This window comes from Methylobacterium oryzae, from assembly GCF_036441375.1.
Classification (GTDB): Bacteria; Pseudomonadota; Alphaproteobacteria; order Rhizobiales; family Beijerinckiaceae; genus Methylobacterium; species Methylobacterium oryzae_A.
The window spans coordinates 586,319-600,932 of the sequence record NZ_MLCA01000014.1 but is presented as its reverse complement, the minus strand read 5'-3'; the positions used below and the strand labels follow the sequence as shown (position 1 = coordinate 600,932).

15 protein-coding genes, 2 tRNA genes and 1 pseudogene are annotated in these 14,614 nt (G+C 66.2%); 9 read left to right on the top strand and 9 right to left on the bottom strand.

The genetic code is table 11. The features are described from left to right. Positions 1-12: 12 nt before the first annotated feature. Both cbiB and MOTC310_RS26475 read left to right on the top strand, forming a co-directional pair. Positions 13-750, top strand: a pseudogene (cbiB, locus tag MOTC310_RS26480) (adenosylcobinamide-phosphate synthase CbiB); the annotation flags it as partial. A 172-nt stretch (positions 751-922) separates the two neighbouring features. Continuing rightward, positions 923-1,837, top strand: coding sequence for an NAD(P)-dependent oxidoreductase (locus tag MOTC310_RS26475; protein ID WP_331291697.1), 915 nt, complete (start codon positions 923-925; stop codon positions 1,835-1,837). A 19-nt stretch (positions 1,838-1,856) separates the two neighbouring features. Here MOTC310_RS26475 and MOTC310_RS26470 read toward each other — a convergent pair whose 3' ends face one another. The 5 genes from MOTC310_RS26470 to cobU all read right to left on the bottom strand — a co-directional run bounded on the left by MOTC310_RS26470 (position 1,857) and on the right by cobU (position 6,178). After that, the gene (locus tag MOTC310_RS26470; RefSeq protein WP_012318457.1) at positions 1,857-2,033 is read right to left on the bottom strand and encodes a hypothetical protein; all 177 of its coding nucleotides are present in this window, start codon (positions 2,031-2,033) and stop codon (positions 1,857-1,859) included. A 101-nt stretch (positions 2,034-2,134) separates the two neighbouring features. Then, on the bottom strand, positions 2,135-3,481 hold the full coding sequence (locus tag MOTC310_RS26465) for an MFS transporter (protein WP_331303902.1): 1,347 nt from the start codon (positions 3,479-3,481) through the stop codon (positions 2,135-2,137). 74 nt (positions 3,482-3,555) lie between these two features. Next, positions 3,556-4,998: a cobyric acid synthase gene (locus MOTC310_RS26460; RefSeq protein ID WP_331303901.1), complete on the bottom strand. Its 1,443-nt coding sequence runs from the start codon at positions 4,996-4,998 to the stop codon at positions 3,556-3,558. 23 nt (positions 4,999-5,021) lie between these two features. Further along, positions 5,022-5,624 (bottom strand): cob(I)yrinic acid a,c-diamide adenosyltransferase, encoded by a 603-nt coding sequence (gene cobO / locus MOTC310_RS26455; protein WP_331291694.1) that lies wholly within the window; start codon positions 5,622-5,624, stop codon positions 5,022-5,024. Further along, the gene (gene cobU, locus MOTC310_RS26450; RefSeq protein ID WP_331303900.1) at positions 5,621-6,178 is read right to left on the bottom strand and encodes a bifunctional adenosylcobinamide kinase/adenosylcobinamide-phosphate guanylyltransferase; all 558 of its coding nucleotides are present in this window, start codon (positions 6,176-6,178) and stop codon (positions 5,621-5,623) included. The genes cobO and cobU overlap by 4 nt, the downstream gene beginning before the upstream one ends. Positions 6,179-6,295: 117 nt before the next feature. Here cobU and MOTC310_RS26445 point away from each other — a divergent pair. From MOTC310_RS26445 to MOTC310_RS26420, 6 genes are all read left to right on the top strand, one after another. Next, positions 6,296-6,371 (top strand) — tRNA-Glu (locus MOTC310_RS26445). A gap of 379 nt (positions 6,372-6,750) precedes the next feature. Continuing rightward, on the top strand, positions 6,751-7,269 hold the full coding sequence (locus MOTC310_RS26440) for a hypothetical protein (RefSeq protein WP_331304120.1): 519 nt from the start codon (positions 6,751-6,753) through the stop codon (positions 7,267-7,269). A 70-nt stretch (positions 7,270-7,339) separates the two neighbouring features. Beyond that, positions 7,340-7,415 (top strand) — tRNA-Ile (locus tag MOTC310_RS26435). A 171-nt stretch (positions 7,416-7,586) separates the two neighbouring features. After that, the gene (locus tag MOTC310_RS26430; protein WP_331303899.1) at positions 7,587-9,869 is read left to right on the top strand and encodes a KAP family P-loop NTPase fold protein; all 2,283 of its coding nucleotides are present in this window, start codon (positions 7,587-7,589) and stop codon (positions 9,867-9,869) included. 8 nt (positions 9,870-9,877) lie between these two features. Continuing rightward, positions 9,878-10,507, top strand: a complete 630-nt coding sequence (locus tag MOTC310_RS26425; protein ID WP_331303898.1) for a hypothetical protein — start codon at positions 9,878-9,880, stop codon at positions 10,505-10,507. Positions 10,508-10,573: 66 nt separating this feature from the next. After that, a complete protein-coding gene (locus MOTC310_RS26420; protein WP_331303897.1) occupies positions 10,574-11,278 on the top strand; it encodes a thermonuclease family protein in 705 nt (234 codons plus the stop codon). 477 nt (positions 11,279-11,755) lie between these two features. On the opposite strand, the gene MOTC310_RS26415 is transcribed toward MOTC310_RS26420, so the two are convergent. The 3 genes from MOTC310_RS26415 to MOTC310_RS26405 form a co-directional block, all read right to left on the bottom strand. Further along, on the bottom strand, positions 11,756-11,986 hold the full coding sequence (locus MOTC310_RS26415) for a DUF6894 family protein (RefSeq protein WP_331303896.1): 231 nt from the start codon (positions 11,984-11,986) through the stop codon (positions 11,756-11,758). 117 nt (positions 11,987-12,103) lie between these two features. Then, positions 12,104-12,382 (bottom strand): DUF6894 family protein, encoded by a 279-nt coding sequence (locus MOTC310_RS26410; RefSeq protein WP_331303895.1) that lies wholly within the window; start codon positions 12,380-12,382, stop codon positions 12,104-12,106. A 303-nt stretch (positions 12,383-12,685) separates the two neighbouring features. After that, complete coding sequence (locus MOTC310_RS26405; RefSeq protein WP_331303894.1) at positions 12,686-12,895, bottom strand: hypothetical protein; 210 nt, start codon at positions 12,893-12,895, stop codon at positions 12,686-12,688. 120 nt (positions 12,896-13,015) lie between these two features. On the opposite strand from MOTC310_RS26405, the gene MOTC310_RS26400 reads away from it, so the two are divergent. Continuing rightward, positions 13,016-13,564: a PAS domain-containing protein gene (locus tag MOTC310_RS26400; RefSeq protein ID WP_331303893.1), complete on the top strand. Its 549-nt coding sequence runs from the start codon at positions 13,016-13,018 to the stop codon at positions 13,562-13,564. 271 nt (positions 13,565-13,835) lie between these two features. On the opposite strand, the gene MOTC310_RS26395 is transcribed toward MOTC310_RS26400, so the two are convergent. Beyond that, positions 13,836-14,402 carry a Ros/MucR family transcriptional regulator gene (locus MOTC310_RS26395; RefSeq protein ID WP_331303892.1) on the bottom strand — a complete coding sequence of 189 codons (567 nt, stop codon included), beginning with the start codon at positions 14,400-14,402 and terminating at the stop codon, positions 13,836-13,838. Positions 14,403-14,614: the final 212 nt, after the last annotated feature.

Here is a 14,614-nt window from a genome sequence, read left to right as displayed (position 1 = left end):
CGACAACCTNTGGCGGGGCTCGCGGGACCCCTCCCCGCCCTGCTCGTCCTCGGCCTGCTCAGCGCGAGCCTGCCGGCGCAGCGCAGCCTGCACCAGCACGTGGCCGCCGTGGAGACGGCCCTGCGCGCGGGCGGCCTCGAGTCCGGGCGCCGGGCCGTGGCGATGATCGTCGGGCGCGACCCCGACCGCCTCGACGAGGCGGCGGTCTGCCGGGCCGCGATCGAGAGCCTGGCGGAGAATTTTTCCGACGGGATCGTCGCGCCGGCCTTCTGGATCGGCTGCCTCGGCCTGCCGGGCGGCGCCCTCTACAAGGCGGTCAACACCGCCGACAGCATGATCGGCCACCGCAGCCCGCGCTACGAGGCCTTCGGCTGGGCTGCGGCCCGGCTCGACGACGGCGTGAATCTGCCGGCGTCCCGGCTCGCGGGCCTGCTGATCGCCGGTGCGGCCGCCCTGCGCGGCGCCGAGGCGCGCGGGGCGCTCCGGGCGATGGTACGGGACGCGCGCCGGCACCGCTCGCCGAATGCCGGCTGGCCCGAATCCGCCATGGCGGGGGCGCTGGGCCTGCGGCTCGCGGGGCCGCGAATCTACGACGGCACCCTCGTCCCGGACGCCCATATGGGCGACGGGCGGGAAGCGGCCACGGCCGACGACATCGCCCGCGCCCTGACCCTCTACCGGACGGCCTGCTGGCTCCAGGGCGGGCTCGTGCTGGCGCTGCTCGCGCTCTGCCTGACCCTGTCGGGCTGATCCGTCTTTGCGAGCGCAGCGAAGCAACCCAGGCCCGCGGGCCATTGGCGGACGTGGCGCATCTGGCTTGCTTCGCTGCGCTCGCGAAGACGGAGTGCCCTTCAAGCGGACCTTGGCACGGTCCGCGCACCGGACGCATCGTGGCCGGACGGGGCTGGAGAGGGAGAGGCCGATGCGCGCGGTGTTCGTGGATGCCAGCGAGACCCTGGCGGCGGTGGCCCGGCGGCTGCTGCGGCTGGACGATCCGCCCTTCGCGATCCACGCCGATCCCGGCATCGCGCCGCAGGATCTGCCCGCGATCCTCGACGGCGCCGAGACCGCGGTGATCGACCACACCGCCCTCCCCCTCGACGTGGCCCGGGCCTGCGCGGGCCTGAAGCACGTGGTGTTCCTCGGCACCGGCGCGCGCAGCTACATGGACCCGGAGGCGCTCCGGGACGCGCTCGGCGTCACCGTCCACACCATCAAGGGCTACGGCGACACGGCGGTCGCCGAGTGCGCCTTCGCGCTGATGTGGGCCGCCGCCCGCGGCCTGCCCGAGATGGACCGGGCGATGCGCGCCGGATCCTGGCTGCGCACCGAGGGGATCCAGCTCACCGGCAAGACCGTGGGCCTCGTCGGATTCGGCGGGATCGCGGCCGAGATGGCGCGCCTCTGCCAGGGCGTCGGCATGCGGGTGCTCGCCTGGAACAGGACCCCGAGGACCCATCCCGGCGTCGACTTCGTCCCGCTCGACCGCCTGCTCGCCGAGAGCGACGTGGTCTCGCTCCACCTGCTGCTGACGGACGAGACCCGCGGCTTCCTGTCGGCCGCGCGGATCGCCGCCCTGAAGCCCGGCGCGATGCTGATCAACACCGCGCGCGGGGCGGTGATCGACGAGGCCGCCCTGGTCGAGGCCCTGCGTGCCGGACACGTGGCGCGGGCCGGGCTCGACGTGTTCACGGTCGAGCCGCTGCCGGCGCATCACCCGCTGGCGAGCCTGCCCAACGTCACCCTGTCGGCGCATTCGGCGTTCCGCACGCCCGAGGCCAGCGACAACCTGATCGGCGCCGCCCTCGACCATTGCCGACGGATCGCTGCCGGCTGAGGGATCGGCCGCGCGATCCTCAGTGCTCGGTGCCCGGCATGTTGGGCCGCGGCGCGCCGCCGTGATGGTGGATCAGGTTGGAGCGCTCCGGGCTGCCCTTGGCGTCGGCGACCTGCTTCCGGGCCGCGGCGGCCAGGAACCAGATGCCGCCGAGCGTCCCGAAGGCGAGGATCAGAAGCGGGAATCCCTGACTCATCGCGGTGCCCTCCTCGACGATGGCCCGCGGAGATGCGGGGCTGCATCATCATGCCGGTCAATCCGGCCTGAGGAACAATAACGCACGAGTCCGGCCGGTGTTCAGGCCGGTCGCGCATGGGCCGGGACGGCCCGCCGGGCCGCGTCCCGGCGCAGGGCGGAGAGCACCACGAACATGAGCCCGGCGCCCAGGGCCAAGCAGGCGGCTAGGAACAGCATCGGCACGAGGTCGCTCTTAGTCTGATCGCGGATGAACGGCACGGCGTTCTGGGCGACGAAGCCACCGAGATTGCCCACCGAGTTGATCGCCGCGATCCCGGCGGCCGCCGAGGCGCCGCGCAGGAACGTCCCGGGCATCGACCAGAAGACCGGCTGGGCCGCGAAGGTCCCGGCCGCGGCCACGCACAGGCAGGCGAACTTCACGGCGTTGCCGGGCAGGACGACGGAGAGCGCCAGGCCCGCCGCCCCGACCAGGGCCGGCCCGACCACGTGCCAGGTCAGGGCGTTGCCCTGCGCCCCCGTGCGGGCGGCGTGGCGCGGCACCCACCAGAGGGCGAAGGCTGTGGCCAACCAGGGAATGATATTGAGCAGGCCGTTGGTCAGGTTCGAGACGCCGAAGCCCTTGACCACGGTCGGCAGCCAGTAGCCGAGCCCGTAGGCCGCGAGCGGCAGGGAGACGTAGACCCCGGCCAGCATCAGCACCCGCCGGTCGAGGAGCGCCGCGAACGGGTTGCCGTGGTCGACATGGCCGCCATCCTCGCGCTCGGCCCGGAGCGTCTGGGCGAGCCAGTCGCGCTGGGCCTGCGACAGCCAGGGCGCGGTCTCGGGGCCATCCGGCAGGACGATCAGCACCACCGCGGCCATGAGGATCGCCGGCGCGCCGGTGGCCAGGAACACCCATTGCCAGCCCTGGAGGCCGAGGAGCCCGTCGAGGCCGAGCAGCGCGCCGCCGACTGCGGCGCCGACCGCGTTGGCGATGGCGCTGGCGATCATGAACCAGCCGACCATGCGGGCCCGGTGCCCTTGCGGGAACCACAGGGTCAGGGCGAACAGCACGCCGGGGAAGAAGCCGGCCTCCGCGACCCCGAGCAGGAAGCGCAGCACGTAGAACATCGCCGTGCCCTGGGTGAAGCCGAGGAGCACCGTGACGATCCCCCAGGTGATCATGATCCGGGCGAACCAGATCCGCGCGCCGACCCGCTCCAAGAAGACGTTGGCCGGCACCTCGAACAGGAAGTAGCCGAGGAAGAATAGCGAGGCCCCGAGCCCGTAGGCGGTCTCGGAGAGGCCGAGGCTGCCGACCATCTCCAGCTTGGCGTAGGAGACGTTCTGCCGGTCGATATAGGCGATCAGGTAGAGCAGGCCGAGGAGCGGCATCAGCCGCAGCGTCACGGTGCGGACGGTGCTCGCGGCGAGGTCCTCCCCGGCGGGGGATGGCGTGGGCGGCATGGGGCGTTCCTCTGGGTGCGGCCCTTCGTGGCGGGGCCGGCATTACACAGAGTAATCCCTGGCTCAGGCCGCGCCTACCGGGCAAGCGCCAGGAGGCGGTCGCAGTCGACATGGGCCGCGATGTGTCGCGCGAGGCCGTCCAGCGCCGCCTCGACCCCGGCCTCGTAGCCGGCGCCGTCCGAGGCGGTCCCGAGGCGCGCGAGCCAGGCCGCCCGCTGGGCATCCTGCGCGAACAGGCCGTGGACGTAGGTCCCGGCCACGCGCCCGTCCGCCGAGACCGCCCCGTCCGAGCGCCCGTCGGCGAGGCGCAGCAGCGGCCGGGCCGCGTCGGGCCCTTCGGTCGCGCCGATGTGCATCTCGTAGCCGGCAAACGGCACGCCGTCGGGCAGGCTCGTGCCGGTGACGGCGGCGAGGCGCTTCTGCGGCGTCATCACGGTGTCGACCTCGAGCAGACCGAGGCCCGGCACCGTGCGGGGCGCCCCCTCGATCCCGTGCGGGTCGGCGAGGCTCCGGCCCAGCATCTGGTAGCCGCCGCAGAGTCCCAGCACCCGCCCGCCCCGCCGGACATGGGCGCGCAGGTCGATGTCCCAGCCCTCCTGGCGAAAAGCCTCCAGGTCGTCGATCGTGGTCTTGGAGCCCGGCAGCAGCACGAGCGCGGCCTCGGCGGGGATCGGTGTCCCGGGCCGGACCAGCGTGACGCGGACGCCCGGCTCCGCCCGCAGCGGATCGAGATCGTCGAAATTGGCGATGCGCGGCAGCACCGGCACCGCCACCGTGACGGAGCCGGGCCCGCGCGCCTCCGAGCCGGCGAGCCCCAGCACGTCCTCGGCCGGCAGGCGCGCGGCGTCGGGGAAGTGCGGCACGAGGCCGAGCGCCGCCCAGCCGGTCCGCTCGGCGATCAGCCGCATCCCGTCGGCGAACAGGCTCGGATCCCCGCGGAACCGGTTGACGAGGAAGCCGGCGATCATCGCGGAATCCTCCGGATCGATCACCGCCTTGGTGCCGACGAGGCTCGCGATGACCCCGCCCCGGTCGATGTCGCCGACCAGCATCACCGGCGTGTCGGTGGCCCGGGCGAAGCCCATATTGGCGATGTCGCCGGCGCGCAGGTTGACCTCGGAGGCCGAGCCCGCCCCCTCGACGAGGACGAGGTCGGCCTCCGCGGAGAGCCGCGCGAAGCTGTCGAGGACGGCGGACATCAGCCGGGGTTTCCAGGCCTGGTAGTCGCGCGCCTTCACGGTGGCGACCATCCGGCCCTGCACCACCACCTGGGAGCCGACCTCGCTCTGCGGCTTCAGCAGGACCGGGTTCATGTGCACGGAGGGCGCCACCCGGGCGGCCCGGGCCTGGAGCGCCTGCGCCCGGCCGATCTCGCCGCCGTCGGCGGTGACGGCGGCGTTGTTCGACATGTTCTGCGGCTTAAACGGCCGGACCCTCAGGCCCCGCGCCGTGAAGGCGCGCGCCAGCCCCGCCACGATCAGCGACTTGCCGACATCGGAGCCGGTGCCCTGGATCATCAGGGCCTTGGTCCGCGGCGGGCTCAGAACTCGATCCCTTCCTGCGCCTTCACGCCGGCGGCGAAGTGGTGCTTGACGCTGCCCATCTCGGTGACGAGGTCGGCGGCCTCGATCAGGGCCGGCTTGGCGTTGCGGCCGGTGACCACGACGTGCAGGTCCGGCCGGCGCGCGCGCAGGGCGGCCAGCACCGCGTCGAGGGCGAGGTAGTCGTAGCGCAGGGCGATGTTGAGCTCGTCGAGGGCGAGCAGGCGGATCGTGGGATCGGCCATCAGGCCTTCGGCGACCTCCCAGGCGTGGCGGCACGCGGCGATGTCCCGCGCCTTGTCCTGGGTCTCCCAGGTGAACCCCTCCCCGAGGGTGTGCCAGACGACCCGGTCGCCGAAGGCCGCCACGGCGTGGCGCTCGCCGGTGTCCCAGCCGCCCTTGATGAACTGCACCATGCCGACCCGCCAGCCGCGGCCGAGGGCCCGCAGCATCAGCCCCAGGGCCGCGGTGCTCTTGCCCTTGCCGGGGCCGGTGTGGACGAGGAGCAGGCCCTTCTCGAGGGTTTTGCCCGCGACCTCGGCGTCCTGGACGGCCTTGCGCTTCTCCATCTTCTCGCGGTGGCGCGCGGCGTCGTCGCTCATGCGGGGGCTCCTGTGCGGGGGGCTTGTGTCTGAGAGGCCTGCGGTTTCACGACCAGCGGAAGACCCGCCACCGTGAGCACGACCCGGTCGGCCTGCACGGCGAGCTGCTGGTGGAGGCGGCCGGCCGCGTCGCGGAAGCGCCGGGCGAGGGCGTTGTCGGGCACGATGCCGAGCCCGACCTCGTTGCCGACCAGCACGAGCGGACCCCGCGCGCCGGCGCAGGCGGCGAGGAGCCGCGCCGTCGCCTCCGCCACGTCGGCCTCCGCGAGGATCAGGTTGGTGAGCCAGAGCGTGAGGCAATCGACTAGGACCGGTCCTTCGGCCTCGGCGACCGCCTCCGGCAGGGCGAGCGGCACGTCGCGGGTGCGCCAGGCGCCGCCGCGCCGCGCGCGGTGCTGGGCGATGCGCGCGACCATCTCGTCGTCGAAGGCCTGCGCGGTGGCGAGATACAGCCACGGGCCGGGGCAGGCTTCGATCAGCCCCTCCGCGTAGGCGCTCTTGCCGGACCGCGCCCCGCCGAGGACGAGGGTCATGCGAGGGGTGGGCTGGGGCATGTTCCTCCATCGCCGCAACCCGGCTCGCGGTCAAACTTGAGGCCTGTGGCACCTGTGCCGCGCCTGGGCGGTTGCCGGGCGTCTCCGGTCCGACTATAGAACCCCAGCCCAGCCAGAGCGCCCTTCGTCTAGCGGTCCAGGACGTCGCCCTTTCACGGCGAAAACACGGGTTCGATTCCCGTAGGGCGCGCCAGCAAAATCAAGCACTTAGCTGAAATTGCTAGCGCGGCTCACACTGGCGTCTCACACAGCCGATCTCGACAGCGTGTGAGGTTGCAGACTGAGCGCGTCAACGTGTGAGACGCTGCTAGCGTGGCCGCCCATGCGGTGGCGGAAACCTTGCGGTTTCACACGACCACGATGCCGCTGTCGTTTGCGGCTCGTCCCGGAGCCACAGAGAAACCGATTGACCGAGAGATCGCATCCACGAAGCGTGGCGGCATGCCGTGCGACGTTGAGAGGCTTCGTGCCGGCGTCACGTTCAGCATCGCGAGAACCAGGGGAGCGCAATGATACGGTTTGCAACCGCGCCTCTGATCCCGAGCGCCAAGAAGGAAGAAGTCGAGTCACCGATGACAAATGACGACACGCTCGCGAAGGCCTTGGCCAACGTGAGGCACCAGCGCGAGAGTCTTGAGGCTGAGTACGAGCGCGTGAGCGGCGAGCTGACGAAGCTCCGTCTGGCTGAGCGGTCACTTGCATCTATCGTGGAAGGCACACCGCTGGACGAGCCTGCCGACGATCTGACGATTCGCCGTCGCACGCCGGCGAGTGAGGACCGGCCTCGTGGTAGCCGTGGGCCCCGGGGACCGCGCGCCAACTCTGCCAAGGGGCGGCTGAAGACGCTGCTTGAGGAAGCTGGCTCTGAGGGTCTGACGCACGCCGAGATCAGCGAGCGCCTGACGGACGTGGCCACCAACACCCTGAACACATACCTTAGCGTGATGGCCAACAGTGGCGAATTGGAGCGGCAGGGCGATAAGTACCGGGCCGGTGCTGCGGCGGGGAGCGCAGCAGACGAAGGCGCGGTTGAGGATGATCGGACCGAGGACGATCAGGAAGACAGCGAGAGAGCTGAGGCCGCTGCATAGGCCCACCAGTTCCTACGCTGCCCTGCCGACAGGTTGAACTTGCAGGGCTGCGACGGCTATCCGGACGCAGGGGCCTGTAGCTCAATGGTTAGAGCCGACCGCTCATAACGGTCTGGTTGCAGGTTCGAGTCCTGCCGGGCCCACCAGTTCGCAGACTGCGCGTTAGATCGCCGATGTCATCTTCATCGACGAGAACGGCGAGGGGCCCGGGGTGCGGCTGAGGAAGGGATCGAAGCCTCAGTCGTAGTTCGTCGAGATCACCCTATCTCACGCCAGCGCGGCGTGAACGGCTGCGCTTCAGATAGCGTCAAGGCAGCATGTCCCGACCTCAGTTCTCTGACGACAATCCCAAAGAGAATCCTTGGACCGAAGACCGGCTGGGCTTTGCGCCCTTCGCAAAGCGACTGGCGGATTCGATCGTCGAAGTTGATGCGCCGAACGGCTACGTCATTGGGCTACAGGGTGCTTGGGGATCTGGGAAGTCGACAGCCCTCAATTTCGTCCAGGCGTATATCGAAAAGCACAATGTGGAACTTGAGGACGGTAAAAAGCCGGTCCACGTCATAGATTTCCGCCCCTGGATCGTTTCTGGCCACCAGGATCTCATCGAGTCGTTCTTCAAGATCATCACTGAGCAGCTTGCTGATCAGAAAGACGCTTGGGCCAAACGAAGAAAGGCAGGGCTACGCGTACTTCGGAAGAACGTGGACCCGGTAGTTGACGCAGCAGCTGCCATAGGAAGCATCCTCGCTCCCGGCGCCGGAACTCTCACTGGCATTGGCATCAAGTTCGCCAGCGAGGCAGCTAAGAAAGGTGGGGCGAGCAAATTGGAAAGGTGGCTTGCAGAACCATCGTTGCAATCCGCCTATGAGAAGCTAAGAAAGCGTATCGTTGAGCAAGATGAGAAGTTTTTGGTCGTAATTGACGATCTCGATCGATTAACACGAGGCGAGATCCGAAGCATCATGCAGATGGTTAAGACCTTGGGGCGGCTGCCCCATGTTGTCTACCTACTGGCTTATGATCGCAGCATTGTTTGGCCGGCCCTTGGTCGAGGCCGGAAGCTAGAAGCCGGCGGGCCAAATTTTGCCGAGAAGATCATTCAGCAGGAAGTAGAACTTCCAAAACCAAGCCGAACAGCTTTGCTATCTATGCTTGACGCGGAGATTGGGTTTCTAACTGCCAACACGCCGCAAAACGAGAGATGGTATCGAATAGTAGTTGGTGGTGTCCATAATTGGATCAAATATCCGAGGGACGTCGCAAGACTTTCAAACGCGGTAAAATTTACATGGCCGGCAATTGAAGGCGAGATATATCCGCAGGACGTACTCGCGATGGAGGGGGTACGCTTATTTGAACCTGATCTTTTCGACTGGATGAGAAGCAATCGTGAAGCGATGTTTGGCACTGGCAATTGGGACATGGCCACGGAGGAGGGAAAGTCAAAGGCCGGGGACAGGTTCCTCTCGTTGTTTCCGGAGTTCCACCAGGAACGAAGTGTGAGGCTATTGTGCCTGCTCGTCCCATCTATGACAAAGTTGTTTGAGAAGAGAAGAATCTTTGCCTTAAGCTCAGAGACTTATGTTCGTGTAGTAAATCGGAGAGGCGTTGGGTCAGAACAAGGATATGACGCGTACTTTAGCCTGCACGTTCCCGAAAATAGCATATCGGCTAAAATACTCGATCGAGCACTCTCACATGAAACTAGTCGAGCAGATCAGCTGGCGATGATGCAGGACATATTCTCTCGTGAAGTGGGCGTAAATCGACCGCCGATCGGAGAATATTTTCAAGATCTGCGCTTTCGTCTGCATGAAGCACCGAAGGACAGTGCGCCTATAAGTTTGCTGGAGGCGATGTTTGATTTTGGAGACGTTATACTAGGTATTGATAAGGACGTCGGCGCTTTTATGCTTGGACCGAGAGCCAATGCTTCGTTTTTGCTGTCGGAAATTTGCAAAGGCGGAAGAAGTGACGAATTTCGAGATCGCCTTGTGAAGCTGTTTGAGTCGCGGCCTTCCATTGGCTTCGCTGCAGAATTTTGGGTCTGGCGCGCCGGTGAAGCAGGCCTGATCAAGATTGAAGGGCAACCGACAGAGGAGACGCTCGACGATCCCCTGCTGCACAAATTGCACAGCATACTGCTGAAACAAATTGAGGATAGCGTCGGAAATGGAAGCATCTATAACTCGCGATTTTATTATCATATCGCGGAAGCATGGGCTTTTAACGGCAATGAGGTAAAAGTCAAAGACTGGATCTCTAAATCTTCGCTAGCTGATGGACATTTTTTGTCTAAGATTTGCAGCGGCATACTTGGGCATACGGTGGGATCAGAACCCCGCAGGTACTCACTGCACGAGGCGCCGAAAGAAAAATTCTATGACCTTTCCCAGCTTCATGCTGCTGCAGAAAAGCATGCGGACGATCCTGACCTCTCGGAAGACGAGCGGTCAAGGATCAAGACGCTTCGCATCGGCCTGGCGCGTTTGTTAGCTGCACGTACAACCGCTGAGGCTTCGGCATCATTTTCGCAGGAGGATGGCGAAGAAAATCGACCACCTTCCGCCGCGGCCGAGCACGACGCCGTTGAATAGGTTGCCGGTTGTCGAAGCTCAGCTATCTTGCCGCCATGCGCGTAGCCCTCGCCGCCCTCGCTCTCGTCGCTGCTATCGGTGGGGCACACGCTCAGAGCGCGTCGGACATTGCCGCCTGCCGTGACGTGAAGGACTCGCTGCTCCGTCTGCGGTGCTTCGACGATGTCTCTAAGTCGGCGACTCAGGCAGCCCCCAGTGCCCCTGCCGCGGCGACCAAGCCGAAGGCGCCAGACTTCGCTGCCTATGCCGTTGCTCCGTACCGGGGCCCCGTCGGTCTCCCGGATTTCCGAGGCCGCGATCGAGAGCACGCCATGTACAGGACCCGTATCCTTGCCGGCGCCAAGGCCGGCGCGAACTTCGCGGGACATCTCGCCCTCGTGACAATCGGCTGCGGAGCCGGATGCGTGTTCGTGCCGGTGGTCGACGTGCAGACAGGGCGCGTGTTCGACTCCCCTCTTGGGGGCGAGGATATGCTGTCGCTCGACATGAAATACCAGGTCAACAGCCGGCTGATTGCCGCTCGCTATATCGCGGATGACCGCTGCAAGTTCGAAGAGATCGTCTGGACCGGCAGTTCATTTCAACGAAGTGCGGTCAGGGATCTCGGCGAGCGGGAGGTGTGCTGGGCAGCAGATTAGCCCGCTTGCGAGCCCGCGTGTCGCTGCGCCGCGCGACCTTCGAGACTAGCTTACCCGCAGGCAAAGATGCGCTATCGCTCGCAGATGCGCCACGCCCTCGCCGCCCTCCTATTGCTCAGCGTCCCCGCCCTGGCTGCGGAGCCGATCGTCGGCCGCGCCTCGGTGACGGACGGCGACACGGTGGTGATCCGGGAGACACGTATCCGCCTGCACGGCATCGACGCGCCGGAGAACGCGCAGCTCTGCCAGGACGCCGCCGGCAAGTCCTATCGCTGCGGGCAGGTGGCGGCGCTTGCTCTCGCAGACCGGATCGGCGAGGCGAACATCTCGTGCGAGCCTCGCGACACCGACCGGTACGGCCGCACCGTCGCGGTGTGCCGGAAGGCCGAGGAGGACCTGAACGCGTGGATGGTGAGCCAAGGCTACGCCACGGCCTACCAGCGCTACTCCCGCGACTACGTCGGGGCCGAGACCACCGCGCGGGCGCTGAAGCGCGGGCTCTGGGCCGGCATCTTCGACCCGCCGTCGGACTGGCGCCGCGCCAAGCGAGCTAGCGGAGTTGAGACCCGGCCGGAGAGGGAGAAGCCTCTGGCGCCCACACAGGCCGCCTGCGCGATCAAGGGCAACATCTCGCGCAAGGGCGACAAGATCTACCACCTGCCCGGCACTCGGGACTACGATCGGACCGTAATCGACACGGGCTCCGGCGAGCGCATGTTCTGCAGCGAGGACGAGGCGAAGGCGGCTGGTTGGCGAGCTGCGCGAGGCTGAGCGGATGGGCGGCGAGGACCTCGAGCGCCCTATGCTGCGCGGTTGCGATCGACCGAAGCTCGACTATCCTGACGCGACGTGCGCGGTGGTTGCCTTCTGGAGGCGCACTCTGCACGACGCGAGACGATCATGGTTGCCGTGCTCATCAGATTGCTCATGGCGGCGCTCATGATCAGCGCGAGCACTGCAGCTGACGCACAACGTGGGCGAACTCGTCGAGCGGCTCCTCACGCGAGGATCGAAGCCCCCCAATTCGGCTCTCCTCTTCCGTCGACAACGGTACTGCGGCCACCAAGTGACGGTATCATCCACTGGAACACGCCGAATAAGGACGGCAATCTCGGCGGACCAGGGACGGGCGGCGGAGGAGGCGGTGGAGGCTGATCAATCCACTTTGGTTCTGCCCGCTCGACCCCGGCCCGATCTGCTCACGGGGCGGAGGAGCGTCCGATCTTACCAGTGTGTGAGCCGAGGCGCCTACTGATCTGCGATGTCGATGCTGGCCCGCGCCTGCATCACGAGCTTGCCATGTTCGTCGTAGGCTCGGGCGCTGCACTCGGTCGCCCCGTCGATCGCGCATTCGTCGTGGAGGATCGCCGTCAGCGTCCTCCCGAGCATGGCGCGCAATGCCCCGCGGCTTGATAGCTCGACGCCCTCGTCGTCCTCGACCACGTGGCCGTTAGCTGTGCTGATGAAGTAGCGCGACACTAACGCCTCCGGAATCAGGATCCCCCTGTGGCTCAAACCCGAGGCGCCGCAGACGGTTCGCTGATTGTTGCCGGGACGCAACTTGGCTAGGCGATCAGAGAGGCACCGATCGCCGATTCAATCGAAAGGATCCTGTTCGCCGGGAGGAAATGGGAGCTCTCCAAGCCAGAGGCCAGCGAATAAGACGGTCGCTGTGTAGACAGTTGCGTTGTCGGCATTGCGAACGACAACCGTAAAGGCTTGGGTTTCGCCCTTATCGGGAATGATCTCTTTGGCCATAAGCGACAAAGCTCGCACAGCCTCATTCCGTATCATTTCGCGATCACTGCATTCGAAGCCTATAGGATCGCGCAGGAACGACTGCCCATCGTGAAAATCAAAGAAGAGGCGCGACATGCCAGTCCCCACTGGTGGGCGGGAGCGCACGTCACTCTCGGCCGCCAGCGCCCGAGGCAATCTGCCAGCGATGGTCTACCGTCGCACAATGGCGCTTTGTCCACACTCACCTGGGTCAGCGCGAGCCGGCGAAAAGCCCCGCGCGGCGGTGTCGTCGGGGGCGGAACGACAAAAGGCGCCCCGGTCGAAGCCGGGGAGTGTTATGGACGGTTTGCAAGTCCGAGTTCGTCTGCGCCGCTTTGGCTCGGTCTCATCCCTATCTGCTTACCGGGCTGGGGGGCGATCGATCGGGGCGGAACGCGCTCACCGCTCCTCGTCGAGGATCTTGTTCACCGCCGCGAGCGCGGCGAGCCGCCCGGATGATGTATTCAGCCGGTGCCAAAGCCGAAGCAATTCGACGGTGTCCTCGGGCCTCGCGGTCGGCGTTTCCTGATAGAAATAATCCACCGGGACACCGAGCACCTCTGCGAGCTCGCACAAGCGCAGTCTGGCCGTCTCCGTTTCGTCGACCATGATGCTACCTCGTTGTGGCTACCACCATGGACGCGGGACTTACCTGGGGTTGAGTGGGCCCTTGCACAACCCTGGCTGCAACGTAGATTGGTTCGCCTGTAGGTAGCGAGACGTCACTTCATGATCTTCGTCACGGATGCGGCTGGGCAGTGCGTCTACGCGAGTGGCGAATGGGTGGCCTTCACCGGTCAACAAGTCCGCGACGCGATGGGACGAGGCTGGCTCGAGCGCGTCCATCCGGATGATCGCCCGGTCGTTGTGGAGACTTTCAAGATGGCGATCGCGAGTGCCGCGGAATTCAGCATTCGGTATCGCTTGCTTGGGCCAGCCAACACACCTCGATGGGTTGGTGCGGGAGGTGTGCCCTCGTTCGGGATGAGCGACCACCGCTTCATCGGCTATCTCGGATCCATCACTGAGATCGCTGAAGGGGCGGATGATACGATCGGGGCCTATGGCAACGTCGAACGGTTCGTGCCGCCTACGCCGCACCTCAATACGTCGCCTAGTTCCAAGTTAGATTTGGTTGCCGATCACCTCATCCTTGCCCATTCGCTGATCGAGCAGGATGGCGGCAAGAGCGCGCTCCCGTTTCTTCGGATGGCGCTCTTCGAGGTGGGCCGGGAGCTCGCGGCGCGCGTGCCACATCTGGATCGCCCCCTAAACTAATCCTGGATGACAACCCGCCTCGGCAACCCTGACCGCCTGTGTCGGGGCAGCCGAGCCAGATCGAGCGCCACGAACAAAAAAGCCCCGCGCGGCGGCGCCGGCGGGGCTGAGTGGATTCTGGGAGGAATGCCGGGGCGTGGCAAGGCGCGGGCCACTGGCACGAAAAAACCGCCGCGGCCGGAGCCGGGCGGTTCGAGGTCATCGCATCAGGGATGCTGGATAGACCCGCAGGCGGGCCGGCGGTTCCCCACCGCTCCCGCGCCAGGCAGCCTCACTCCGCGGCGGTAGCAGCCTTCTTGCGGCTGCGAACAGGCTTCTCGGCCGGCGCAGCCACCGGCTCGGACGCCTTCTTCCGGCCCCGGGCCTTGGGCGCTTCTGCAATCGTCTCGTCGGCGGCAGCGGTCTTCGGAGCCGCATTACGGGGCCGCGTCCCTAGCCCTGCGTTGCGAGCGAACTCGGCGCGCATCGCCGAGTAGTTAGCTGCGGTAGCCGGGTAGTCGCGCGGCAGGCCGAAGCGCTCGCGGTACTCCTCGAAGGTCAGGCCGGCGCCGGTTATGTGACGCTTGAGCGTCTTGTACGGCTTGCCGTCGAGGAAGCTGATCAGCGCGTCCGGCGTGATGGATTTCCTGATCTGCGAAGGCGTCGCCTTCTCCACCTTGGGCTCGACGGAAGCCGAGGCACCCTTGAGCCCAGCGAGAGCTCGATGGACCTCGGCCAGGAGGTCCGGAAGGTCGGCCGAGCGCACCGAGTTGTTCGACACGTAAGCTGCGACGATCTCGGTGGTGAGCTCAATAAAGTCGGTCTGTTCCGACGCAGAAATTGAGGCGCTCTCGTCCATTTGCAATTCCTCGATGGGTGCGCAAGGAACGCGGCCAACAAGAGCGTTCGTCAAGAGATATTTGCGGATTCCTCAGAGAATGTGTCTGATATCGAACCCTTTTATAGAAGGATTCCACCTTGTATCGCTGGCGACAGTCTCTCAACTCCAGTCGCACAGGTCCCCTCCTCTGACTCGCTGATGCCGAGGTCCATCGACATGCCACCCAACCC